The organism is Pseudoalteromonas sp. 1181_04, from assembly GCF_052850545.1.
This window is the reverse complement of the sequence record NZ_VXCS01000015.1, coordinates 13,081-38,690: the sequence shown is the minus strand read 5'-3', so window position 1 is coordinate 38,690 and position 25,610 is coordinate 13,081. Positions and strand designations below refer to the sequence as shown.

Annotated in this window: 16 protein-coding genes; 8 read left to right on the top strand and 8 right to left on the bottom strand. The window is 39.3% G+C overall.

Annotated elements, in window-relative coordinates:
* Positions 1–681 (bottom strand): DUF6445 family protein, encoded by a 681-nt coding sequence (locus FW757_RS13700; RefSeq protein ID WP_182739952.1) that lies wholly within the window; start codon positions 679–681, stop codon positions 1–3.
* A gap of 362 nt (positions 682–1,043) precedes the next feature.
* Here FW757_RS13700 and FW757_RS13695 point away from each other — a divergent pair, with 362 nt between their 5' ends.
* On the top strand, positions 1,044–1,748 hold the full coding sequence (locus FW757_RS13695; RefSeq protein WP_145240973.1) for a SapC family protein: 705 nt from the start codon (positions 1,044–1,046) through the stop codon (positions 1,746–1,748).
* A 123-nt stretch (positions 1,749–1,871) separates the two neighbouring features.
* On the top strand, positions 1,872–2,906 hold the full coding sequence (locus FW757_RS13690; RefSeq protein ID WP_182739953.1) for an isoaspartyl peptidase/L-asparaginase family protein: 1,035 nt from the start codon (positions 1,872–1,874) through the stop codon (positions 2,904–2,906).
* A 32-nt stretch (positions 2,907–2,938) separates the two neighbouring features.
* Here FW757_RS13690 and FW757_RS13685 read toward each other — a convergent pair whose 3' ends face one another.
* The 6 genes from FW757_RS13685 to dinG are packed head-to-tail and all read right to left on the bottom strand — an operon-like array spanning position 2,939 to position 7,788.
* Positions 2,939–3,106, bottom strand: coding sequence for a DUF2496 domain-containing protein (locus FW757_RS13685; protein WP_182718410.1), 168 nt, complete (start codon positions 3,104–3,106; stop codon positions 2,939–2,941).
* Entirely contained in the window at positions 3,099–3,371 is a 273-nt protein-coding gene (locus tag FW757_RS13680; protein WP_182739954.1) for a late competence development ComFB family protein, read from the bottom strand. Before FW757_RS13680 ends, FW757_RS13685 begins: the two co-directional genes overlap by 8 nt.
* A 38-nt stretch (positions 3,372–3,409) precedes the next feature.
* A complete protein-coding gene (locus FW757_RS13675; RefSeq protein ID WP_446441340.1) occupies positions 3,410–4,312 on the bottom strand; it encodes a histone deacetylase family protein in 903 nt (300 codons plus the stop codon).
* Between the two features lie 2 nt (positions 4,313–4,314).
* Complete coding sequence (locus FW757_RS13670; protein WP_446441339.1) at positions 4,315–4,935, bottom strand: primosomal replication protein; 621 nt, start codon at positions 4,933–4,935, stop codon at positions 4,315–4,317.
* A gap of 1 nt (position 4,936) precedes the next feature.
* Entirely contained in the window at positions 4,937–5,713 is a 777-nt protein-coding gene (locus FW757_RS13665) for a sulfite exporter TauE/SafE family protein (RefSeq protein ID WP_182718406.1), read from the bottom strand.
* Positions 5,713–7,788 (bottom strand): ATP-dependent DNA helicase DinG, encoded by a 2,076-nt coding sequence (gene dinG / locus FW757_RS13660; RefSeq protein WP_182739955.1) that lies wholly within the window; start codon positions 7,786–7,788, stop codon positions 5,713–5,715. Before dinG ends, FW757_RS13665 begins: the two co-directional genes overlap by 1 nt.
* Before the next feature lie 60 nt (positions 7,789–7,848).
* On the opposite strand from dinG, the gene FW757_RS13655 reads away from it, so the two are divergent.
* The 3 genes from FW757_RS13655 to FW757_RS13645 all read left to right on the top strand — a co-directional run bounded on the left by FW757_RS13655 (position 7,849) and on the right by FW757_RS13645 (position 16,711).
* Positions 7,849–10,239 carry a DNA polymerase II gene (locus FW757_RS13655; protein ID WP_182767870.1) on the top strand — a complete coding sequence of 797 codons (2,391 nt, stop codon included), beginning with the start codon at positions 7,849–7,851 and terminating at the stop codon, positions 10,237–10,239.
* Positions 10,240–10,515: 276 nt separating this feature from the next.
* Positions 10,516–13,389, top strand: a complete 2,874-nt coding sequence (locus FW757_RS13650; RefSeq protein WP_182718403.1) for a TonB-dependent receptor domain-containing protein — start codon at positions 10,516–10,518, stop codon at positions 13,387–13,389.
* Positions 13,390–13,888: 499 nt separating this feature from the next.
* The gene (locus FW757_RS13645) at positions 13,889–16,711 is read left to right on the top strand and encodes a TonB-dependent receptor domain-containing protein (RefSeq protein WP_404699334.1); all 2,823 of its coding nucleotides are present in this window, start codon (positions 13,889–13,891) and stop codon (positions 16,709–16,711) included.
* A 644-nt stretch (positions 16,712–17,355) separates the two neighbouring features.
* On the opposite strand, the gene FW757_RS13640 is transcribed toward FW757_RS13645, so the two are convergent.
* Positions 17,356–18,981: an alpha-glucosidase family protein gene (locus FW757_RS13640; protein ID WP_182785287.1), complete on the bottom strand. Its 1,626-nt coding sequence runs from the start codon at positions 18,979–18,981 to the stop codon at positions 17,356–17,358.
* A gap of 722 nt (positions 18,982–19,703) precedes the next feature.
* Between FW757_RS13640 and FW757_RS13635 the strand changes: the two genes are divergently transcribed.
* From FW757_RS13635 to FW757_RS13625, 3 genes are all read left to right on the top strand, one after another.
* Positions 19,704–22,454 carry a TonB-dependent receptor gene (locus tag FW757_RS13635; RefSeq protein ID WP_446441338.1) on the top strand — a complete coding sequence of 917 codons (2,751 nt, stop codon included), beginning with the start codon at positions 19,704–19,706 and terminating at the stop codon, positions 22,452–22,454.
* A 104-nt stretch (positions 22,455–22,558) separates the two neighbouring features.
* Entirely contained in the window at positions 22,559–24,070 is a 1,512-nt protein-coding gene (locus tag FW757_RS13630) for a tryptophan halogenase family protein (protein ID WP_182740718.1), read from the top strand.
* Position 24,071: 1 nt separating this feature from the next.
* Entirely contained in the window at positions 24,072–25,559 is a 1,488-nt protein-coding gene (locus tag FW757_RS13625) for a tryptophan halogenase family protein (RefSeq protein WP_446441337.1), read from the top strand.
* The last annotated feature ends 51 nt before the right edge of the window (positions 25,560–25,610 follow it).

Genomic DNA, 25,610 nt, shown 5'->3' with positions numbered 1-25,610 from the left:
CTAAGTAATATTATTATCAAACGAGATAAAGGAAGTAATTGTTAGGCGGCCTTTTGCTATTTCATTATTTAGTTTACATTGCGATGGAATAATCGCTGAGTGTAGTACATTACCTGGGTATATGAATAGTCTAGAAGGCTTAGCTTTACAATATGCTATTAGCTCATAATACTCATTATCTTTATCAATATAGCCATTTAACTTAGCTTGAAGAGCTTCTTCTTTTGCTGTTTGATTAAAGCTTTCCTCTGTTTCAAGATTAATTCTTTCAAGGTTTGTTTTTCTGTGTGAAAACAAACCTGTGCCACCAAACTCTTCACCACATAAGTAGTGCACTATAGCTAGTTGGTTGTTCTTGGTTCCATCATAATGAGGGATTTTTTGTAATTGCGATAATTCTTCACTGGGTGTTTGAGCAATCGCATAATTTGAATTTAAAGATTCAATTTTAGAACCTTCTAAATTAAAGTGATTGACTATTTTTGGTAATATACTTTCAATGAAGGTGAAATATTGAGGTGTTACTCTTGACCAAATTCCTGGATAATAATTTAGTGCTTTGATCCAGTCACCTTTATAAAAGCTTGCACTCTTTTTCCAGAGTTCACAGTCTTCATCAGGTAGGTCAATAATAGCATATGGATTGTTTCCTACTTTAGTCTTTTCAAGCCGGATATTCAAAAAGTAAAGCCTCGATTAATTGATGGAAACACACCATATTTAAGTTAAATATGATTCAGTTTGATTAGGCCACTAAAAGGCACTTTTCTTCGATTACAAATTACTACCCATAAGTTAAGAAAAACTTAATTCGGTATATGCATTAGTATTTGGATGCCGTCTAATTCTATATTTTTTTTCTTGTAGTTTAAAGTAACTTGTCTGACAGCTTCCTAAAGATAGCTACATTAAGCTTCTTATGTTTAAAATCATATGATAACTGCAAATTGCAACAAACATTTCACTTCCATTTTTGTAGCAAAACCTTTAGCCTTAGGGTACTAACAGCAAAAATATAAACTTATTAATAACGGAGCAGTAACATGGCGGAGCAACAAGTACAGCCTTTACACAATGAAAAGCATGCCAACACTAAAATTCAAAACGGCATCAATGTAGAATTTTTAAAAACTCAACACTTAGTGCCTGTCGTTGCACATGAGTTCGCGCGTGTAGCAAATGAGTTTCCAATGTCTTTCGTAAAAAATAACGAGACTGGTCAATTTCAAGCTGTAGCTATGTTTGGTTTAGAGCCTGGCGAAAACCTTTTTGTAAAAGACGGTAAGTGGACTGCAGCGTTTGCTCCTATGGCAACAACACGCTACCCACTGGGTCTAGTTAAACACCCACAAGAAGATCAATACGGTATTGTGATTGACGAAGCAAGCCCATTAGTGGGTGAAACTGAAGGAAATGCATTATTTGAAAACGGTGAAGAGACAGATTACTTAAAACGTCGTAAAGAAGCACTTGTATCATTTATTGAGTTTTCTCATGTAACTGAAGCATTCACAAAATATCTTGCTGATAAAGAGCTTTTAGTAGCGCAAACACTAACAGTTGATATTAAAGGCGAGAAAAAAGACATCAATGGTATTTACCTTATTGATGAGAAAAAACTTAACGAGTTAAGCGACGAAGACTTTTTAGAGCTTCGTAAGCGTGGTTATTTAGCGCCTATTTTCTCTTTCTTAACGTCTACGCATCAAGTAGCACGTTTAGCTCGTTTGAAAGCGCAACAAGCGTAATTTAAACGAAATATTAAAAAGCGCCTTTGGGCGCTTTTTTTATGTCTTTTATCTGGTTAGGGTTGTAATTTAGCGCCAATTTATTCACATTGGTTATACTTATTTCCAACACAAGCTACCTGTATGAACAAGTCACTTTTTAGCGCTTTAGTTAGTGCGTGCTTTATAACGTTTAGCCCATTAGCCATAAGCGCTAGTGCACCTTTCGCTATCGCTATTCACGGTGGGGCGGGCACGATTGAAAAAAGCCGTTTTACTCCAGAGCAACAACAAGCTTATCGCTCTAAACTCAAAGAGGCGGTAGAAACTGGCTATAAAGTACTTGAGCAAGGTGGCGAAAGCCTAGATGCAGTAACCGCTGCAATCAATGTATTAGAAAACTCGCCATACTTTAATGCCGGTCGAGGTGCGGTATATACCTATGACGGCGGCCATGAATTAGATGCGTCAATTATGGATGGTCGTGATCGTCAAGCGGGCGCTGTTGCGGGTGTTAAACATATTGAAAATCCGATTAATTTAGCGCGCTTGGTGATGGAAGAATCGGTTCATGTGATGCTCAGTGGTCAAGGTGCTGAAGAGTTTGCCAAAGAGCAGGGCGTTCCATTGGTCGAAAATAACTTATTCGATACGGATAACCGTTATAAAGCGTTATTAAAAGCAAAAGAAAAACTAGATAAAGCCAAAGCTACCAGTAAAGATTATCAAGCTGCGCATCAGGCGTTACCCCTCAATTATAAAATGGGCACTGTGGGTGCTGTCGCACTTGATAAAAACGGTAACTTGGCGGCAGGTACTTCAACGGGCGGGATGACTGCAAAGCGTTTTGGTCGCATTGGTGATGCCCCTGTAATTGGTGCTGGTACATTTGCTGAAAATGCGTCATGTGCGGTATCTGCCACTGGCCACGGCGAGTATTTCATTCGTTATAATGTCGCGGCTGATATTTGCGCACGAGTTAAATATCAAAGTAAGACTATTACACAAGCGGGTGATGAAGTGATTAATAGTGTGCTAAAGCCGATTGGTGGTACTGGAGGAGTGATCATAGTTGATAGCAAAGGTAATATCAGCTTACCGTTTAATACCAGTGGTATGTATCGGGCCAGCAAATCAAATACGCAAGCGACCTATGTGGCAATTTTTAAAGACGAATAATACGATTATGTAAATGTACTACAGCCAGTAAACTATGCTGGCTGTATGTTAGTATTGAGGCGTTTTTTTTCATAATCGCTTTTGATTATTTCAAGTGCTTTGAGCACATCATCAGCGGCAACGTCATGTTGTTCAAGCAGCATTATTAAGTCTACGGCTAATTTTACGTGTGTAGGTGCTTGGGTTAACTCTTTACTCATGTCCGGCCTTTTTTTTCGCTATTTGGCTGATTGCAACATCAATGGCAATATTTACTCGTTCCTCCATATGAGAGCGTTCAACGTGTGGTAAGTAAAACTCCATATCTACATCATAGCGAATGTATCGGGCAGGTAGTTGGTTTAGTACAGTACAGCAAAAATCAGCCATTACGTCTTCACTATATTGCTTTTCAAGTTGTCGTTTAATGATTTCTTCAATCATAATTTTTTCATAGTAATTGTGTATGTCGTCATGTAATCGCACTGTGTTATCTACCTTAGTAGTATTAAGCTGTTTTTAGTTTATACCAAGTGCGGGTATAAATCGACAATCGCTTGAAAAAGCAGCTTATGAACCTCAACTAACTTTTGTGTATCTCGCTGATAACCGCCACCGAGCGCGCACATTAAAGGAATTGAGTGCTGTTTGCAGGTTGCTAAAACCAGCGAATCGCGTTGATATACACCCACTAAACTAACATCAAAATAGCCTAATTCGTCTTGGCTACAAATATCAGCTCCGGCGTTATATAAAATAATATCAGGCTGATGAAGACGGATACAAAAAGCCAAGGCATTAGCGACTGTTTTTAAATATTCATTATCGCTGCAGCCAGTGTTGAGTGAGAAATCATAATCAGAATGCTGCTTTAAACGTGGAAAGTTTTGCTGACAATGAATCGAACAGCTAATCACTCCATCAAGAGAGCCACAAATTTCGGCTGTGCCATCACCTTGGTGTACATCACAATCAAAAATCAGCACCGTTGATGCTTGCTCAGTGTTAATGAGGTGAGCGGCGGCAACCACGAGGTCGTTGAAAATACAAAAACCACTGCCGTAAGCATTATAAGCATGATGATATCCGCCGCTGAGATTTACCGCCAGCTGCGTTGTTAAAGCGTATTCAGCGGCTTGAATACTTGCACCAACAGAAAATAAAGTGCGCTCTACCAGTTGATTTGACCATGGGAAACCCATTTTCTTTATTTCTTTGTCAGTTAACTGCCCGCTAATAAAGCGTTCAACATACTCATGGCTGTGGCAAAGCTGGAGCTGTTCATTAGTCGCTTTATTTGGGCTAATAAAGTCAGTAAAACCAAGCTCTGCAATTTCTTGTTTTAGCAATTTATATTTAGCGATTGGAAAACGATGGCGTACAGGCAGTTCAAGCGCAGAGTATAGTGGATGATAAAAAACAGTCATAGCTAGCGTAATTGTTGTTTTTCAACTATTTGAATTTTTTCTTCGGTGGCAGATATTGCCTTACGGCAGCGACCAAGGCGGCCATGAAGAGCAAGGATCTCTAAATTAATGGCTTTTGCTTTTACAGGACCCACATTTTGCATTCTTAGCTTACATTCTTCAACCATTAGCACTAAGCGACGCTCGAACTCATGATTTTGTTTGAGTTCGTCATATAGCTCATGGGCGGGTTGCATAATTTGTTTTACAGCTGGTTGGTAAGGTGCCGATTTATTATAGGTTTTACTACGGGGTTTGTAAGTGCTTTTGTTTTCTTTTTCCCAAATAGGGGTTGATTTAATGACGTTAAATACGGCTTGCACCTGATTACCGATACGCTCTAAAGCATAATTATGAGCATGGCGACGCTCCAGTGGTGGAAGGCTATTAACTTCATCTTCAATTTCTAACACATAATCAACTAATTTCATGCTTTTAGTAGTAAACACACCTCGGTCAAATAAACTGGGTTGTGCCTGCATATAGCGGTTTTTAGCAAATAACTTGGCTTTATCAAATTGCTCAGCATGCTGCTTTAAGGTTGCAACTTGTTGGCAAAGCTTATCAAAAGAAGCTGTTCGCATTTTATAAATAAGCCTCGTAAATTAGTTTTAACGCTAAAATTATCACCACAGTATTAAAAACAGGACGAATAAACTTACTGCCAAACCGAATTGCTGAATGAGCTCCAAGCCAGGCTCCAAACATCAAAAAGAAGCCCATTGTGATGCCGAGTAAAAAGTTAACATGACCAAGCGCTACAAAAGTGATCAGTGATACAAAATTTGACACAAAATTCATTGAACGGGCTAAACCACAGTTTAGCAGTAAACTCATTTTATACAGTAAGCTATTTGACGCAGTCCAAAAAGTGCCGGTACCAGGGCCTGCCAAGCCATCAAAAAAGCCTAAGCTTAAGCCTTGCAACCATTGTTTTATTTTTGTTGTTTTGTTCAATGGTGGTAATTGATCATGTTCTACCGTACTTAAACTGCCAAATAAGCTGTAGCAGGCTACCATAATGATAACAATAGGCAGTAGTTTGTTTAAAAATTCAATACTCAGGTAGTCAACAATAAGGGTACCAAGTAAAGCGCCAATGGCGGTTGCTATAATTGACGCTGCCCAAAATTGAGGATTAAATAATTGCTTACGGAAGTAAGTAACACTTGCGGTGAGTGAGCCAAAGCTAGCAGCTAATTTGTTAGTGCCAAGTGTTAAATGGGGCGGCAATCCTGCTGTTAAAAGTGCTGGCACGGTTAACATGCCACCACCACCGGCTATTGCGTCTATAAAGCCTGCGGCAAGTGCCACTGCGCAAAGAAGTGCCCAGGTTGTTGGGTCTAGTGCAAGTTCAAACATTAATAATCTATTTGTCTTTTAAAGGGTGGTAATGTGTCAAGCATGGCTTTGCCATATCGCTTGGTCACTAAACGGCGATCTAGGATTGTAATGCGCCCTTGATCGTTCTCTTTACGCAGCAGTCTACCACAGCTTTGCACTAATTTCTTAGCCGCATCAGGCACCGTGATAGATAAAAACGGATTACCCCCTTTACTTTGTACAAACTCTGCTTGTGCCTCTTCAATAGGGGAGGTGGGTACCGCGAATGGAATTTTAGTGATCACTAAGTTCTCAAGGTATTTACCGGGTAAATCTAGCCCTTCCGACAAACTCTGGGTGCCAAATAAAATACTGCCTTTGCCTGCATCTATATTTTTTGTGTGTTGTTTTAATAGTGCTTCACGGGACATTTCACCTTGTACTAAAATGTCGAGGTTTTTAGCGCGCAAGGCTTTTACTACATGATCCATTTGCCAGTAAGACGCAAACAACACTAAATTAGCATGTTGTGCATTTAAGTGATCCGGCAATACTTTGGCCAGATGATCACTAAATTCTTTATCGGTCGGCTCGATGTGTGATGTTGGTATGTGCAAAGTGGCCTGATTAGGATAATCAAACGGAGAAGGTACTTTTAAGTATTTTACACCTTCTTCTTTTGTAAGACCGCTTTCGTAAGCAAAATGATCGAATGAACCAAGTGCAGTCAGGGTCGCTGAGCATAAAACAGCACCGGCACATTGTCGCCACAGTTTATCTTTTAAATAGTAGCCAACTTCAATAGGGCAATCGCTGAGTAGATGGTCGTGATGGTTTTTGTATTCTAAACGCTTTATCCAACGCGCATGTGGTGTGCCTTCACCCTTGGTGGCGTAGCTATACCAAAGTTTGTTTAGTTGCTCTAAACGATTAATGTAATGACCGCTTTCGCCTAAAATAGGATCGGCAACATAGGGTTTGATATCACCATCACTGACATCTTGTACTAAGGTATCGTGCATTTTATTTAAGCAGCGCAGAGCATCGAGGGTCGCCTCGCTGATATCTTTGGCTTTAGCGTGTAACGATTCAGGTATTTCACCATGTTCAAATCGGTATGTATCGTCTTTTGAATAGTTAAAATCGGCATTATCCAAAATATCGCGAACAACTTTTAAGTCTTTATTGGCATCATTAATACTGTCACAGAGCTTAAAATTTTGCCCAATGGCTTTTTGACCTACTAATACTTTGGCCATTTTGCCACTAAATTTAGTGAGTTTATCAAGCCAATCAATGGTGCCTTTAATCGTCGCTGCGGCAGATGAAAAGTCACGCGTAATATGAGCAAGATGATGAGCTTCATCAATAACGTAAATACTATTATCTGGCTCGGGCAAAATTTTCCCGCCACCTAAATCAAGATCAGCTAATAATAATGAATGGTTAATCACTAATACATCCATTTGCATCAAGCGTTGACGAGCAAGTTGAAAAGGGCAGGTTTGATGTGCTTTCATTTGTCGTTGACAAGCATGTTTATCGCAAGCAATTAATCCCCAAACGCGATCAGGGATAGTATCTGCCCAGCTGTCTCGATCGCCTTGCCACTTTTTATTGGTGTAAGTATCATAGAGTTGCTGCAAACATTTAGTTTCCATCGCACTCAGTGGCGAAGTAAGGGTGGGCATAAAGTCCATTTGCGTTTGATTATCACCGTTGACCGCGTTATGTAGTTTGTGAGCACATAGGTAGCGCTGGCGGCCTTTGACTAAATCAAACTTGAAATCAAGGCCTGAATGTTTTTTAAAAAAGGGGAGTTCTTTACTTATTAATTGCTCTTGAAGGGCTACCGTTGCAGTAGAAATAATTAACTTCTTTTTTTGTGCAAGCGCCAGCGGTAATGCGCCTAAACAATAAGCCAGCGATTTACCCGTACCTGTACCTGCTTCAATAACGCAGATCCGCTGTTTTTTGTGGTACTCGCCCGCCAGTGTTTTTGCAATTTCGGCTACTAAGTAATTTTGGCTACTGCGAGGGCGATAATCACTGAGGTTATCGGCCACATGCTTGTGAATTTTTCTTATCGTCGTTTTTAATGCATCAGAAAGCATGGGTTAATAACCTAAAGTATGTATATAATCACAGTGCTGTATATTAATTGGGATCGAACATTGACACAAGCAATCTATCAAGGCTTTATACTTTCTAGGCAACAATATTCTGCTGATAAGTATAGCCGCCATAGCGGGATCACACTGTGCTATTGGCTAAGCTCTGATCACGGTCCGATAAAAGTGTTAGTGCCAAATCAACAAGCGATATTTTTTATTTTAATAAAACAACGTGCTTTAGCTGCTCAGTTGTTATCAAAGCACAATATCAATGTCGAATTTAAAGACGTTGCGATTAAACACTTTAGTGGCGAACAATGCATCGCTTGCTATTTTTCAAGCTCACAAGCGTTATATCAAGCAAGGCAGCTTTTAGAAAACCAACCCCTAGAAAACCAGATCACAGTATATGAAGGTGATGTACGCCACAGCGATCGCTTTTTAATGGAGCGTTTTATTCGAGGTGGGGTGTGGGTGACAGGCGACGTTACTCAACAAGCTGGCTTTATCCAAATCGACAATGCCCAGCTAAAAGCAGCTGATTCGTATAAACCACGTTTTAAAACGCTGTCATTGGATATTGAGTGCAGTGGTGAAGGCGTGTTGTTTTCAGTTGGTTTAGTAGGTGAGGGGATTGATTGCGTTATTATGGTTGGCGAGCCACAACAGAGTGAACAGACTATTCATTGGTGCCATGATGAAATTGATTTGCTGACTCAATTACAACAGCTGGTACAACAAGCAGATCCTGACATTATTATTGGTTGGAACGTCATTGAATTTGATTTTAATGTACTTAATCGACGCGCGGATGCCCTTGGCGTTAAATTATTATTGGGTCGAGGTAATGGTCAATTACAGATCAGAGAAGGACATTTTACCCGTTTAACTCTGCCTGGGCGCTGTGTTATCGATGGCATAGATACGCTAAAAAATGCTACTTATCATTTTGATAGTTTCTCACTGGCTAATGTGAGCCATAAAATACTAGGCGAGAAAAAGTTAATCCAAAGCGATAACCGCTTGAGTGAAATTATTCGTCAATATAATGAAGATAAGCTCTCGCTAGCGGCGTATAATCGTCAAGATTGTGTGTTAGTTAATCGTATCTTTGCAAAGTTAAAACTCATTGAATTTGCTATTGTTCGCACGCAGTTAACAGGATTAGAGTTAGAACGAATGGGTGGCTCAGTGGCTGCTTTTACTAACTTATATTTACCGTTATTGCATCGAAGCGGTTATGTTGCACCGAATCTAGGCGATCATGGCTTATCGTTTGAAAGCCCAGGCGGTTTTGTGATGGAGTCAATTCCTGGGCTTTATAAAAATGTTATCGTGTTGGATTTTAAAAGCTTGTATCCATCGATTATGCAAACGTTTTGTATTGATCCGCTTGGGTTAATTCGCGGCTTAGAGGAGCCTGATAACGCGATTGCAGGTTTTAAAGACGCTTTTTTTTCTCGCACTGAGCATCACCTTCCTAATTTAATAAAAAAGTTAGCCTCATCAAGGCAACACGCAAAAAATACTGCTCAGCCCATGCTGTCGCAAGCTATAAAAATCATCATGAACAGTTTATACGGCGTGTTAGGCTCAAAGGGGTGTCGTTTTTACGATCCACGCTTATCAAGCTCTATTACTTTGCGTGGTCATGAAATAATGCAAACCAGCAGACTGTGGATCGAAGAGCTTGGCTATACTGTTATTTATGGTGATACCGATTCAACATTTGTGAGCCTACCAGATGAACTTGATTCAGATAACTGCAAAGAAATTGGCAAGCAATTAGCTAATACTATTAATGAAAAATGGCAGCAAACAATAAAACAGCGCTTTGCGACACAAAGTTATTTAGAAATAGAATTCGAAACACTTTATAGCCCATTTTTTATGCCGACTATCCGTGGCAAAACCACTGGTTCAAAAAAACGTTATGTTGGCCAGGTACAAGGAGATGATAAAAAAGAATTAATTTTTAAAGGTATGGAAACCGTGCGAAGTGACTGGACAGAATTAGCGCATGAATTTCAAACCGAACTATTTGAAACTTTATTCAGCGACAGTTTTACTGTTGAAATGTTAACCCCTATTATTGAAAGTTACATTACCCGTTTGTATGCTGGGGAATTTGACGACAAACTCGTATACAGAAAAAAACTCGGCCAACACTTGGCTGATTATCAAAAAAATATCCCACCTCAAGTCCAAGCTGTCAAAAAACACCAAGCAACTCACCCTGAATTTGTTATTAATAAAGGCCAAATTGTTGAATATGTATACACTCATGTTGGTGCAGAGCTCTATGCAAACGTGCAGCAAACCCAGACAAGTCAAAAATATGACTATGCAATTTATGTCGAAAAACAACTCAAACCAATCGCACAAATGATCCTTCTTCCCTTGAATAAAGATTTCAATTCGCCCAATAAAGCACAATTACAACTTATTTAAATAGTTCCAAATATCGGTATTGTTAATTTTTTTGTTGCTAAAAAGTGTACTTTTGAAAGTGTTATTAAAATATATTGTTGCTATTTTAATCGTTTTTGTACCGTTTTATTGCATTGTCTGGGTTTTTATGCCGGTTAAATTAAATTAATGTGAACAAATGTTGGCATATTGGTTTTTTTTGTTTAGTATCGTGATGCGTTTGCAACATAATTGTTGCGATAGTTTACAAAAGCTAAATAAAAATAATCCACAATATAGTGGTCCAGGGAGAATCAAATGTTAAATAATAAAGTTTCAAAGGCAGTTCGCTTAGCGATCGCTTTTGGTGCAGTGTCAACAGCTGCGTTTTCTGCCAGCTCATTTGCTGCAGAAGAAAAAGATGGCGTTGAAAAAGTTGAACGTATTCAAGTAACAGGTTCTCGCATTAAGCGGACAGATTTAGAGACATCTAGCCCAGTTACTGTAATGACTGCAGAAGAGATTAAACTAAGCGGTTTCACTCGTGTTGAAGATATCTTGAATCAGTTGCCACAAATTGAAGCTGCAGAAAGTTCATTTTTAGCGAATGGCGCAACAGGTACTGCAACAGTAGATTTACGTGGTCTAGGTTCAAACAGAACTTTAGTTTTGATTAACGGCCGAAGAATGCAAGCTGGTAGTATCACATCTCAAGTTGCTGATATAAATCAAATTCCTTCATCACTGATTAAGCGAGTAGATGTTTTAACTGGTGGTGCAGCTGCTGTTTACGGTGCTGATGCTGTTGCTGGTGTTGTTAACTTTGTAATGGATGATCAGTTCGAAGGTATTTCTCTTAACGTAGGTACTTCTGGTTATCAACACAATAATGATAACAAATACATTCAAGGTTTGATGGATGAGAAAGGCTTTGAATACGATACAGGTAGTACAGGTATCGATGGTAAGTCTTACAGCATAGATTTTACTGTTGGTGGTGGATTCGATGGCAGCAAAGGTCACGCTGTAGGTTATGTAACTTACAACCGTCAAACTGAACTGTTACAGGGCTCTCGAGATTATTCATCTTGTGCACTAAATGGCGCGGGTCAATCTTGTGGTGGTTCTGGTACAACTCCAAACCCATTTTTTGATATCTACCCCGTGGTTGATGGTGAAGTTGATTACAAACAAAATTTTTACGGTTACCTAGATCCAAATGGTACAGGTTTTAGAGAGGACGATGGTTATCGTTACAACTATGCTCCAGTTAATCACTTTTTAAGACCAAATGAGCGTTTTACTCTAGGTACTTTCATTGATTATGAAATCAATGAAACTTTCCGTCCATATTTAGAGTTCTCTTTCATGCATAATAGAACAGCAGGTCAGATTGCTGAATCAGGTACGTTCTATAATGAAGAGATTTTATTTGATTACAATAACCCTTTATTATCTGATGCTCAAAAGCAGCAGCTTCAAGGCTTATTCAGTCAAGATGGAACTGATCAATTTGTTGCATACATTGGTAAACGTAATGTAGAAGGTGGCCCTCGTTCAGATAACTTAGAGCATTCGTCATACAGAATACTAACGGGTATGGAAGGTGAACTGAGTGATAACTGGTCATACGATGTTAGCTACAACTACTCTGCAACGACTTCAAGCTCTGTTTACAAAAATGACTTGCTTTCACCGAAAATAGCTCCTCGCGTTGGTGCTGTAGGGACTGAATGTGATGAGGCAGATGGTTGTTTATACTACAACGTATTTGAACTTGGTGGTGTAACACCAGAGCAAGCAGCTCAACTTGCAGGTGTAGGTACTCAAACGGGTCTAGTAACTCAAGTTATTTACAGTGGTTATATTAGTGGTGAGTTTGATTGGACTCTTCCTACGGCATCTCTTCCTATAGGCGCTGTATTCGGTGTTGAGCGTCGTGAACAAGATTACGAACGTGTATCAGACACAGTTTACGAAGAAGGTCAATTATTAGGTCAAGGTGGACCTTCACCAAGCCTATACGGTGCAATTGACGTGAACGAAGTTTACGGTGAGTTACAAATCCCAGTCTTAGATGAATTAAATGTTTCAGCAGCAGCTCGTTGGTCTGATTATTCAACAACTGGTTCAGATACTACTTACTCAATTGGTGTTGACTATACTCTTGCAGACACATACAAATTTAGAACTAGCTTTGCGAAAGTTGTACGTGCTCCTAACGTAGGTGAGTTATTTGCTGCTCAAAGTATTGGCCTTTGGAGTGGTGCAGACGGTTGTGCTGGTGATCCTACAGCAGCCGATGCAGCTGACAGACCAGCGTACTCAGCAAGCCAATGTGCTAATGCTGGCGTGAATGATTCACAATACGGAAGTATTGGTGAGTCACCTGCAGGACAATATAACCAGCTATCTGGTGGTAACCCAGCACTTCAACCAGAAGAAGGTGAAACGCTTACAATTGGTTTAGTTGCTTCTCCTTTTGAAAACTTTAACTTCTCTGTTGATTACTTCAAAATTGAAATCGAAAAGGTTATTGGTACAGTAGGCGCAGAGCGTATATTAAACAACTGTGCTGAAACTGGTGATGAATTTTTCTGTAATAACATTACTCGTAGTCCATCTGGTAGCCTTTGGTTAGGTCAAGCAGGTTTTGTAACAAACCTAAGTGATAATATTGGTGGTAGAACGTGGGAAGGGATTGATGCTACAGCTGCCTACTCAATGGATCTAGAAAATGCAAGCTTGAAGTTTGACATTAACGGTTACTACAGCATGAAGAAAGAAGTTGAACCTATCTTAGGTGATTCAACCTTAGCTTATGACTGTGCCGGTAATATTAATACAGACTGTTTTGCTTCGCCTAAATGGCGTCATACTGCTAACGTTAATTACATCCGTGATGACTGGCGTGTAGGAGCTAAATGGCGTTACTATGGTGGTATTGACTACGATGGAACAGCAGATGCCTCATTAATTGAAAACGGTGGTATAGGTTCTTATAGTTTTATCGACTTATCTGGTAGTTACTCTATTAACGAACATGTAACGTTTACTGGTGGTATGAATAATATCTTCGATAAAGAACCTCCAATGGTGGGTAATACTATTGCTTCAAATGCAAACACAGTTGCTGGATTTTACGATACATTGGGTCGCTTTATCCACATGAGTGTAAATTTGAAGTTTTAATGGGTTTATAAATCATTAAATTAAAGTTAACAAAAGCCCGATCTATTAGGGCTTTTTTTACGTAATGTAGAGGATAGATTTAATTTTTCGCGATACAAAACACTAACTCAGAAAGTATTAGAGGCACCATAAACGCTTTTGATATCATTACTAAGCAACCTATTGCATAACTTTTTATTGATTTTGTTATAAATTATTGAGTTAGAACTGGTTTTTTACATGGTTATTTTTTTAAAGGAAATCACCTTATAAGCATAAATAAAAGCTTTATTTCTAGATAAAACAATTGGTTATAATGTAACTTTCTTGAATTTATTTGTTCTTTATCTGTAAAACTATTGATTTTCAGGTTAAATAACTGTTGACCTTTGGTCATCTCTAATATTAGTATCACATTGCTCATTTAGGTACTTAGTGTCATATATTGGCACTTAAGTACTCAATTTCTAGCAATTAAAACTAATAAAATCATATATAAATATGACCCAGGGAGAATCAAATGTTAAATAATAAAGTTTCAAAGGCTGTTCGCTTAGCGATCGCTTTTGGTGCGGCTTCAACCGCTGCGTTTTCAGCAAGCTCGATTGCTGCTGAGGAAGGCGTAGAAAAAGTTGAGCGTATTCAGGTTACTGGCTCACGTATTCGTTCTACAGATCTTGAAACTGCGCAGCCAATTCAAACGATCAGCCGTGAAGATATCGCGAATCAAGGTTTTACTTCAGTTATTGATCTTCTTGAAAATATGTCAGCAGCAGGTTCGCCACCTATCAGCCGTTCTGAGCCGTTAGTTTCTGGTGAGAATGTTGGTGGTAACTATGTTAACCTTCGTAATCTAGGAACAGGCAGAACTTTAGTACTCATTAATGGTAAGCGTTTAGGTATTACGACCTCTGGATACCAAGATTTATCAGCTATTCCAATGGGAATGGTTGAACGTATTGATGTATTAAAAGATGGTGCGTCAGCAATGTATGGCTCAGATGCAATGGCTGGTGTTGTAAATATTATAACTCGCAAGAACTTTGAAGGCCTTGAATTTACTGTTTATGGTGCTGAATACGATGAAGGCGATGGCGAGAAAAAAAATGTTAGTATGGTTACTGGTATCTCAGGTGATCGTGGCTCTATAACTTTAGGCGCTGAGTGGCGTGATGAAGGTGATGTTTGGGCTAAAGACCGTTCATTCTCGGAAGTCTCATACCCTGGGTACGATATCCCAAATAACCGTACTTTAGTTGGTCAATATGGTCGTTTTAACTATAATGACCAATGGTACGTTGCAAAGCGTCCAGGCAATGCAAGTTCATTTGATGATTTTGAACCACAAACTTATGAAAATGGTTCAAGTATATCACAACAACAAATGCACTTAGAAACACCTCTTAGTGCACGTTCACTTTATATTAGTTCAAATTATGCGCTAACTGATGACATTAACTTTACCAGTGATATTGGTTACAGTGAACGTAAAGCAAATCGTCAAGTTGCAGGTTACCCATATCAATCTGCTTCGGATGGTATTGTACTAAGTGCAGATAGCTACTTTAACCCTGTTGGTGAAGATGTATCATTTACCCGTCGTGGCTGGGAAGTTCCCCGTACAACTGAGAGTAATCAAGATACATTACGCTTTACGGCCGCACTCGAAGGCTCTTTTGAATTAGCCGATCGTTATTTCGATTGGGATGTAGGTGGTGTTTATAGTAAAAGTTCAACACTTCAAATTGATAATGGTAATTTTTATAAGCCTGCAATTGCAGCTGCAACAGGACCTTCATTTTTAAATGCATCTGGCCAAGTACAATGTGGGACAGAAGCTGACCCGATTTCTTCTGCTGAATGTACAGCATGGAATCCATTAGCTGGCTTTGGTGCAGGCCCTGTAACAAATTCTTTAGCTGATCCAAATGTACAAGATTTTCTATACCCGACTCTTCATTATCGTGGTGAAACACAAACAACCATGTATTTTGCAAATATCAGTGGTTTAATTGCTGAGTTACCTGCGGGTGGTTTAACCTTCGCTCTTGGTAGTGAATACCGTAAAGAAACAGGGCAGTATAACCCTGATGCACTTGCTCAATTAGGTGAAAGTACAACTCTTGCGTCTGGTGCAACTGGTGGTAAATACGATGTAACAGAAGTGTATGGTGAATTAAATATCCCTATTTTATCTGATGTAGCTGGTGCAAAGTCATTAAGTGTTAACCTGGCAACACGCTATTCTGATTACAGTACTTTTGGTGATACAACTAATAGTAAAGTGGGTATTGAATGGCGACCAATTGATGATTTATTAGTTCGTGGTACTTGGTCTGAAGGCTTCAGAGCTCCTACAATAAGTGATTTGTATGGCGGTAGTTCTCAAACATTTACAACAGGATTTATAGATCCTTGTGATTCTGTATATGGTTCTGCAGCTGGTTCAGCGCGCTGTTTACAAGATGTACCTGCAAATTATCGTCAGTTGCAACAAGGTTTCGTTCCAACAACCGGACCTGCTGCGCAAACACCTGTACCATTTAACAGTGGTTCAAATGAGTTTTTACAGCCTGAAGAATCAACTAGCAAAACAATTGGTTTTGTATACAATCCAAGCTATGTTGAAAATTTAGATATTATTCTTGACTGGTGGAGTATTAAAATCACTGATACTGTTGTATCTGATTCACCAAATGAAATATTAAAAGATTGTTATATTGGTGGTGATGAATCACGTTGTGCTATGTTCTCGCGTGATCCAAGTAACTCTATCGTTAATGACCTAACTTATGGTACTCGTAATGCAGGCTTTACTGAAACATCAGGTATTGATCTTGCGTTAGCTTATGCATTCGAAACTGAGTTTGGTGATTTTAGAGCTACTATGGATAGTACTTATTTACTTAAATATGATTCAAAATCAACAAATGAGCCAGAAACTAAAGTAGAGTCTGATGTTGGTCATGAAGACACTTTCAGAGTTCGTTCAAGCTTGGGACTTAATTGGTCATATGGTGACTTTAGTGCAAACTGGGGCATCCGTTATTTCTCATCAATGCGCGAAGATTGTTACTTTGACGATAGATGTAGTGATCCAGAGTTCAAACGTGAATGGACTAATGGCGCCATAACACCGAAAAACAAAGTAGGTTCTACAACGTTTAATGATTTACAGTTAACTTACAATACGCCTTGGGAATCAAAATTATCAATTGGCGCTAATAACGTTTTTGATAAGCAAGGCCCAATTATGTATTCTGGCCCTAGCTCAACCTACTCTTACTACGGTGGTTTTGATATTGGTCGTCAATGGTACTTCCGTTATTCACAAAGCTTTTAATTTAAATTAATAAAATTAAAAAGAATAAAACCCACTGATTTTCGGTGGGTTTTTTATTTATGGTTAAAATAAAATATATTTTTATATTGAAGTTTATATTTTTTTATACGGGATTACTTAGTAAGCTGGTTGCGATTAAATATTATCAAATAATTTTTAAATTTTTTTTAGAGTAAGTGAAATTAGTTTATTTGGTTTACCCAGCGTGAATAAAGTTATTAAATTCGTTATTTCGTGAGTGTGAGCGTGTTTACTATCTCAGCTTTAGGTAAGTAAAGGTTAAATAATAAAAGCCTGAAAAATGATTTTACGCACTAGAAAGAGAGGTTTTATTTGTGTAAGTGACCTGAGTTATTCACTGAGGTAAATATATTTTTCGATAATTAAAATATTATATTTTCCAATTGTGGAATTACAATTTGAAATAATTTGACCTGTATTAATTCCAGCTGGCCCAAATTTTAACTATTCTAGCGGGTTAAATAAAGTGTTAACTACGGTATTGATTTTTTATGTAGAACAACTACATAAAAAATTCCGCCTTGTTAACACTCTATTTGTCTGTTTCTATAAGTGGTAATTAACTTAACGCTACTGGTATAATAAGACTTTTATAGCCCTTACTAATATTTATAGCTAAAGGATTAACTAACTGCTGCGTAAAAACAACCAAAACCGGGTAGGGTAAGGGTTTGTTTATCTAAGCTGCCATTGTGATGATTCAGTTCTGTATGTTGCACAATGTCAGTGTGTTCAATGTTGAGGCTTGCAGGCTCTTGCGCTAGGTTAAATACGCACAACATAGTCTGGCCTGCAAAACGACGGTAAAAAGCTAACAATGGCTCAGGGGTATTAATAAATTCAATATCGCCTTCGAGTAAGATAGCTTGTTGCTTACGCCATGTCATAAAATGGCGGAACGCATTTAGAATCGAATCACTATCGCTATCTTGTTTGCTTACAGTCTGGTGTTTGTGGTTTTCGTCAACAGGTAACCAAGGTTTCGTTGCAGAAAATCCGGCCTGTTCACCGTCATCATTATGCCATGGCATAGGCGTACGACAGCCATCTCGGCCTTTAAAGTTTGGCCAAAAAGTTATCCCATATGGGTCTTGTAAGTCTTCAAACGCCACACTTGCTTCACCAAGACCTAGCTCTTCACCTTGGTACATACATACACTACCGCGCAATGAAGCGAGTAGGGCGGTAAGCATTTTACACTGCGCAGGGTTTACTTCACCATTGTTACTCCAACGACTAGCAACACGTTCTACATCATGGTTACTAAAGGCCCAGCAAGGCCAGCCTTCTGTCATTCGTTCTTCCAATGTCTTAACCGTTGTACGAATATACTCACTGCTATAATCATTGGTTAGTAGCTCAAAACTGTAACCCATATGCAGTTTATCGCCACCGGCGGTGTATTCAGCCATAGTAGCAAGTGAATCCTCGGATGATATTTCACCCAAAGACACGGTACCAGGATATTTGTCTAACAGGGTACGAATATCTTGCATAAAGCTAATATTTTCAGGTTGGGTATTATTATAATGGTGATACTGAAAAGCATACGGATTATCTTCGCTAAAACCACGGCCTTGGCGTTTTTCTGGCGGTTTAGCTGGGTTATCACGTAGCTGTGCATCGTGATAACAAAAGTTAATTGCATCTAGGCGAAAACCATCTACCCCTTTTTTAAGCCAAAACTCAACATTATCTAATACTGCTTGACGTACATCTGGATTATGAAAATTAAGATCCGGTTGTTCAGTAAAAAAGTTGTGTAAATAATACTGGCCACGACGCGGCTCCCATTGCCAAGCAGGGCCACCAAAAATTGAAAGCCAGTTGTTTGGCTGGGTGCCATCTGGTTTTGCATCAGCCCATACATACCAATCAGATCTGGCGTTAGTTTTGTCTTCTCGGCTATCTAAAAACCATTGATGTTGGTCTGATGTGTGGCTCAATACTTGATCAATAATAATTTTAATATCGCGTTGATGAGCTTGTGCAATGAGCTCGTCAAAGTCATTAAGATCGCCAAAAAGAGGGTCTACGTCACGATAATCGCTGATATCATAGCCAAAGTCTTTCATTGGTGATTTAAAAAATGGTGAGATCCAAATAGCATCAACACCCAGACTTTTAATATAGTCTATCCGGCTGATGATCCCTTTTAAATCACCAATGCCGTCACCGTTGGTATCTTGAAAACTGCGCGGATAAACCTGATAAATCACGGCACCCTTATACCACTGCTGTTGAGCCATTTTTTTCTCCATCGTGACAACACTCCCCATTTTACCCTAGCAATTATTACTGTTTAGAAATGGTGTGTTCGTAATCTTGTTAGCAGTTCGATTAAAGCAAACTACGTTATTTTTTAAAAAGCATACGTGAAGGGCTTGATACTGTAAAAAGGATGCATACGTATGCATGCTAAATAGATCGCTTTGATAAGGAAAACAGCTTCTGAAAAACCTATTAACAAAGGTATGTGAGCGGCAAATAGATGTTTACCAATTCTCGTTTTCGTATCATTAACAAAGTAGCAAATCCAACTTGGTGCATATTATATGGGTTCTGTAGCGTTATGGTGCAGCGCCATTAATGGTCTTACCAATTGGCATTTTGTGAGGGGGGCGATCGGGACTCGAATGCAAAGTGTGAATGCACTAATAATTAAGGTATTAAACTGTAAATCGCCGCGCTGAAGGAGCTCGATGCAGTACATATTTCTTTTATAAAATAGAATGATCAATTATCCCCTCTTTATACCTATAAAAACAAGGTGTTGCCATTATTTGTGTGAATTTTTTGTTAACTTTGTTGGTTTTGTACTAGCCTGAATACGTATGCATAAAGTTGTTAAAAAAATAAGGCGGGCGTTAATATTCATCCTGACAACAAAATAGCTAACAAATGGTTTGCTTCTATCACAAGCAACTCGCTAAAAGTTAGTAATATAAAATTGGGTAACGGGAAACACATCATGTCTATGTTCAAACCAAGTATATTAACAATTGCACTTGCAACCGCAGGCTTAACTAGCATGTCAGGTTTTGCAGCTGAGCAACAAACAACTGCGAATGAAGATTTAGAAGTCATTGAAGTGAAAGGTTTTCGTCGTAGTTTAATTCAAGCTATCGACACTAAACGTTTCAGCAGCTCAGTAGTAGAGGCAATCTCAGCAGAAGATATTGGTAAGTTACCAGATTCGTCTATTGCAGAATCAATTGCGCGTCTACCTGGTCTTGCCGCGCAACGATTAGATGGCCGTGCAAGTTCAATTACTATTCGTGGTATGGGCGAAGACTTTAGTACCACAACATTTAATGGTCGTGAGCAAGTATCGATTGGTGATAACCGTGGTGTTGAATACGACTTATACCCGTCAGAAGTGATCAGCGAAGTTGTTGTATACAAAACGCCAGACGCATCTTTAACGACCCAAGGGATTGGCGGTACCGTTGATTTACGCTCTACGCGTCCTCTATCAGCCGGTGAACAATCAATTACTGCAAATGTGCGTTTTGAACAAAACGAAATGGATGCAGTTAATCCAGAAATGGATAATAAAGGTTATCGTGGTTCGTTTGGTTATGTAGATCAATTTGCTGACGATACCATTGGTGTTGCATTTGCTTATGCCCACATGGAATCACCAAATCAAGAACAACGCTGGAATGCATGGGGTTATGATCCAAGTGGTGCTGATGGCGATTTACGTTTGACGGGCGCTAAGCCTTATGCACGTTCATCAGAGCTAACAAGAGATAGCTTTTTAGGTGTGCTTGAGTTTGCACCATCAGATAAACTGCATATTACCGCCGATGCGATGTATGTTGATTTTGAAGATAAGCAAATATTACGAGGCATAGAGCTGCCATTAAATTCAGGTCGTGCAGATACAAATTATGAAACGTTAGCTACCAATGGTGGCGTTGTTACTCAAGGCCAAGTTAATAATATTAAAACCTTAGTTCGTAATGACGTAAACTTTAGGACTGCTGATTTACTCGCGCTTGGTTTTAACGTTGAATACGATATAAATGACAGCTGGCAAGTGGCTGCTGATGTGAGTTATTCAAAGGTTGAACGTGATGTCTGGGGTCTTGAAAGCTATGCAGCGACAGGACGTGGTGACAACGAAGGCCTTGGTGATAACCTACAATACAGCCTTGACAGTGGTATGGCTGGCGCCATTTTTACCCCTACACTTGATTATTCAGACCGTGATTTATTTCAACTGGGCGCAGCACGTACTTGGGGAAATAGTGTTGTTGGTGGCGATGGTCAAGATGGCTTTTTAAATAGACCACATGTTGAAGATGAATTAGCATCATTAAAGTTAAGTGCAAAAACTTACATTGAAAACAGCCCGATAAGCCAAGTTGAATTTGGTGTTAACTACAGCAGCCGTGAAAAAGATAAACAAGATACCGGTGAGTACCTGCGCCTCAAGCAGTATCCTGAAATGGTGCGTATCCCAGATGAATACTACCTAGGCTCAGTATCACTTGATTTTATTGGTATGGGTGACATGATTGCGTATGATTCGTTAGCCCTATACAACAGCGGCGCGTACGATTCATTTAATCAAGCTGATACTGATACAGGCCGTTGGGCAAATATTTGGACTGTACAAGAGGATATTTTAACTGCCTATGTTAAAGCTGATTTAGATACTGAATTGTTTGGTTTACCTGCACGCGGCAACGTGGGCTTGCAAATTGTAAATACAGATCAAAGCTCTGACGGTTATGCGGTTGATTCAGATCCGGATACAGGCCTTGTCCGTGTACAATCGAATAGAGCAGGCGACAAGTATACTGAATTTTTACCAAGCTTGAACTTGAACTTATCGTTGACTGAAGATCAAATGCTACGCTTTGGTTTAGCTCGTACAATGTCGCGTTCACGTATGGATCGTATGAATGCAAGTAACAGCTACAGCTTTGATGCGGCAAAAAACAACGTTACAACACCACCGACTAATCTAGAAAATTCACCGTGGAGTGCAAGTGGCGGTAACCCAAGTTTGCGTCCTGTTATTGCTAATCAAATCGACTTATCGTATGAGTATTACTTTAGTGCGGAAGGTTATTTTGCAGCTGCTTTATTTCATAAAGACATAGAAGATTGGCAGTTCAACACGCAAATAGTGGGTGATTTTGCTGATGTTGATACACCTAATGGTGAAGTGCCGATCACTAACCAAGGTCTAGTGAGCGCATGGGATAACGTAGGCGATGCAAAAGTATCAGGCCTTGAGTTAACAGCGACATTACCAGGTAATATACTCAGCGATAGCCTTGAAGGCTTTGGTACAGTTATTAGCGCTACCTTTTTAGATTCTTCGCTTGATAACCTCAATGGTGAGAAAGAAGAAATTCCAGGTCTATCAGATAAAGTTTATAACTGGACACTTTATTATGAAAACTACGGTTTTCAAGCACGTGTGAGTATGCGTTACCGCTCTGACTTCTTAGGTGAAGTAAATGGTCTATCATTAGCAAGAACAACGGTCGTTGTTGCAGAAGAGACTATCTGGGATGCCCAAATTGGTTACGATTTCTCTGAGTCTAGCATTGAAGCATTACAAGGTCTTACTGTATCGCTACAAGCACAAAACTTAACTGATGAGCCGTTTGTAACTTATCATGACGGCAATAAAGCAACGGTACGTGATTATCAAAGCTATGGGGCTAATTATTTATTAGGCTTTGCTTATAAATTTTAATTAAATATACCCAAGTCAGTATGATTCAGTTGTATTAAACGCGATTGAGACAAGATACTAGGGATCTCAATAGAGATCCCTTTTTTATTTGTGAGGAGTGATAAATGAAAGCGATAGAAAAAATTGTTATCTTAGGCGGCGGCAGTGCAGGTTGGATGACCGCTGCGATGTTAGCAAAAGTGTTTTCTAAGCAGCTATCAATCACTTTAATAGAATCACCCGATATTCCAACTGTTGGTGTAGGGGAGGCAACTATCCCTGCGATACAGACTTTCAACAATGTCTTGGGGCTTGATGAACACGTTTTTTTAAAGCGCACTCAAGGCACTTATAAACTTGGTATTCAATTTGAAAATTGGGGCCAACAAGGCGATAGTTACCAGCATGCATTTGGTGATATTGGCAGAGGGCTTGGGATCACCCCATTTCATCACTTTTGGCTCAAAAGCAACCAAAGCAAAACAACGCAAACCTTATGGGACTTCAGTGTTAATGCGATTGCGGCAAACCATAATAAATTCCACCCAAATCCACAGATTGGTAAAACGCCTTTAGCTGGGCTTACTTATGCTTATCACTTTGATGCGGGCAAATACGCAAAGTTATTACAAGAGTTTGCAATTGCGCAAGGTGTAGAATATCTCAGTGGTACGATGGAGTCTGTAAAATTAGACGATAATGGCTTGATTAAAACACTTGAACTCAGTGATGAACAAACCATAAAAGGTGATTTTTTTATTGATTGCAGCGGCTCCAGTGCACGCTTGATTGAACAGGCGTTGGGGGTTAAATACCAAAGTTATCAGCATTGGCTTTTCTGTGATCGTGCAATTGCAGTGCAAACTAAACCGCTGAAAAATACGCCGCCATTTACTCGTTCGATTGCAAAAGATGCCGGGTGGCAATGGCAAATTCCGCTGCAAAATAGAGTGGGGAATGGGCTGGTATATAGCAGCCAATTTATGAGTGCTGAACAAGCTGAACAACAGTTATTTAATAGTTTAGAAACTGAGACCATAACGGCCCCAAAACATATTAAGTTCACGCCAGGAAGACGCGAACAGCAGTGGTTTAAAAACTGTTTAAGTATTGGTTTATCTAGTGGCTTTTTAGAACCTTTGGAATCTACCAGCTTACATTTAATACAAACCAGTATAGCTCGGTTTATTAAGTTATTTCCGGCGCACCCTGATTGTGAGTTATCGGCGCATGCTTATAATTTACAAGCCAAAAATGAATTTGAAAAAATTCGTGATTTTATTATTTTGCATTACGCTGTTAATCAAAAGCAGTCTCCATTTTGGCAACGGTGTGGCGCTATGACATTACCTGACTCATTACAGCAACGTATTGCACTCTTTAAACGAACAGGTACGCTATCAATACAAGCAGATGAACTTTTTTCAGAGGTTGCTTGGCTACAAGTTTTAATTGGACAAGGGATCAGACCACAAAGTTATCATCCGCTCGCACGTGCAATTTCAGATTCTGAGCTGGATGAGTTCTTATCAAATATAACCACAATCCAACAACAATACGTGACTCACTTACCAACACATGAGCAATATTTACAGCAATTTTGCAGTGGCTCAGAGTTAGCAAAAGGTCACCTTTAGTATGAATATTATTATTGTTGGTGGCGGTACAGCAGGGTGGATGGCTGCTAATTTATTAAATCATTCTCTCACTGATACCCATGTCACTTTAATTGAATCACCAACAATTGCGCCTATTGGTGTTGGTGAAGGGTCGACTGCGCAGTTAAAACAATTCTTCGATACATTAAATATTAGCGAAAGTGAGTGGATGCCTCAATGCAATGCAACCTACAAACTGGGGATTGAATTTAAAAATTGGTCTACCCATCCAGGTCATGAGCAGTATTTTCACTCATTTTATGGGCAGACGGATTTACATACACAGCAGCAATTTATAAAAAGTTGTTTGTTAAAACGTCAAGGTGTAGCGATTGATGCACATCCCGACAGCTATTTTTTAGCAGCCTACTTAGCTAAGCAACGGCGTGGGCCACATACTCAAGCGGACTTTCCATTTCAGCAAAGTTATGGTTATCATTTTGACTCGGGACTGCTTGGGCTATTTTTAGCTAATAGAGCAACAAGCAAAGGTGTTAAGCACCTAAAAAGCACCATAGCGCAGGTTGAGCTTGATTCTGCAGGCAACATCAAGCAGCTTGTTCTTGATGAAAACAGTGATGGACAGCAGTGTATTGCAGCTGATTTTTTTATCGATTGTAGTGGTTTTAAAGGATTGCTTATTCAGCAAGCATTAGCCGTACCTTGGCTTAGTTTTAAAGAAAATCTATTTAACGACAGTGCTATTGTACTGCCGACAATGAGTAATCAATTACAAGCCCCGCAAACAACTTCAACCGCATTAAAATATGGATGGCAATGGGCTATTCCGCTTACCAATCGTATTGGCAATGGTTATGTTTACAGCCAAGACTTTTGCAGTGCTGATGAAGCAGAAACAGAACTTAGAACCAAACTCGGCTTACTCAATTGCGATGTACCTGCACGTAAGCTAACAATGAAAGTAGGACGAGTTAAGCAACATTGGTATAAAAACTGTTTAGCTGTAGGTTTATCGCAAGGCTTTATTGAACTTCTTGAAGCAACTGCTTTACATTTAGTGCAGCAAACAATCGAATCGTTTATCGCATGTTTTGAGCATAACCGACCGAGTGAAGTAAAACGTGATCCGTTCAATATGCAAATTAATAACCGTATAGAAGGTATTCGCGATTATATTGTGTGTCATTATCGCGCATCTAATCGTCGAGATACCGAGTATTGGCAAGCAAATGGTCAAAATGAAATGCTATCAGCCTCGTTAAAAAATATTCTTCAGTGCTGGCTATCGCGTAATGATTTAACCGGCGAAATTGCCCATCAAGGGATTGAAAACTACTATTCAAGTCTGTCGTGGCATACCTTATTGAGCGGTTATGGCGTCTTCCCTCCTAGCGTTGCTAAGCCAAGTTATACGCAACAACAGCAAATTAAAGAGCTTTATAATTTTAACCATCAGTGTGCAAGCCATTTTAGAGCGCTTACGCCCATCATCCCGCAGCAAAAATAATCAGGATATTAATATGAGACTATCAAAAAGCGCATTACTGTTAGTAACAGT

Excerpts from the sequence above, each read along its gene's own strand:
- FW757_RS13690 (WP_182739953.1), top strand. The coding sequence starts at position 1,872 with ATGAACAAGTCACTTTTTAGCGCTTTAGTTAGTGCGTGCTTTATAACG.
- FW757_RS13695 (WP_145240973.1), top strand. The coding sequence starts at position 1,044 with ATGGCGGAGCAACAAGTACAGCCTTTACACAATGAAAAGCATGCCAAC.
- FW757_RS13650 (WP_182718403.1), top strand. The coding sequence starts at position 10,516 with ATGTTAAATAATAAAGTTTCAAAGGCAGTTCGCTTAGCGATCGCTTTT.
- FW757_RS13675 (WP_446441340.1), bottom strand. The coding sequence starts at position 4,312 with ATGACTGTTTTTTATCATCCACTATACTCTGCGCTTGAACTGCCTGTA.
- FW757_RS13640 (WP_182785287.1), bottom strand. The coding sequence starts at position 18,981 with ATGGCTCAACAGCAGTGGTATAAGGGTGCCGTGATTTATCAGGTTTAT.
- FW757_RS13630 (WP_182740718.1), top strand. The coding sequence starts at position 22,559 with ATGAAAGCGATAGAAAAAATTGTTATCTTAGGCGGCGGCAGTGCAGGT.
- FW757_RS13670 (WP_446441339.1), bottom strand. The coding sequence starts at position 4,935 with ATGCGAACAGCTTCTTTTGATAAGCTTTGCCAACAAGTTGCAACCTTA.
- FW757_RS13635 (WP_446441338.1), top strand. The coding sequence starts at position 19,704 with ATGTCTATGTTCAAACCAAGTATATTAACAATTGCACTTGCAACCGCA.
- FW757_RS13665 (WP_182718406.1), bottom strand. The coding sequence starts at position 5,713 with ATGTTTGAACTTGCACTAGACCCAACAACCTGGGCACTTCTTTGCGCA.
- FW757_RS13645 (WP_404699334.1), top strand. The coding sequence starts at position 13,889 with ATGTTAAATAATAAAGTTTCAAAGGCTGTTCGCTTAGCGATCGCTTTT.
- dinG (WP_182739955.1), bottom strand. The coding sequence starts at position 7,788 with ATGCTTTCTGATGCATTAAAAACGACGATAAGAAAAATTCACAAGCAT.
- FW757_RS13685 (WP_182718410.1), bottom strand. The coding sequence starts at position 3,106 with ATGAGTAAAGAGTTAACCCAAGCACCTACACACGTAAAATTAGCCGTA.
- FW757_RS13625 (WP_446441337.1), top strand. The coding sequence starts at position 24,072 with ATGAATATTATTATTGTTGGTGGCGGTACAGCAGGGTGGATGGCTGCT.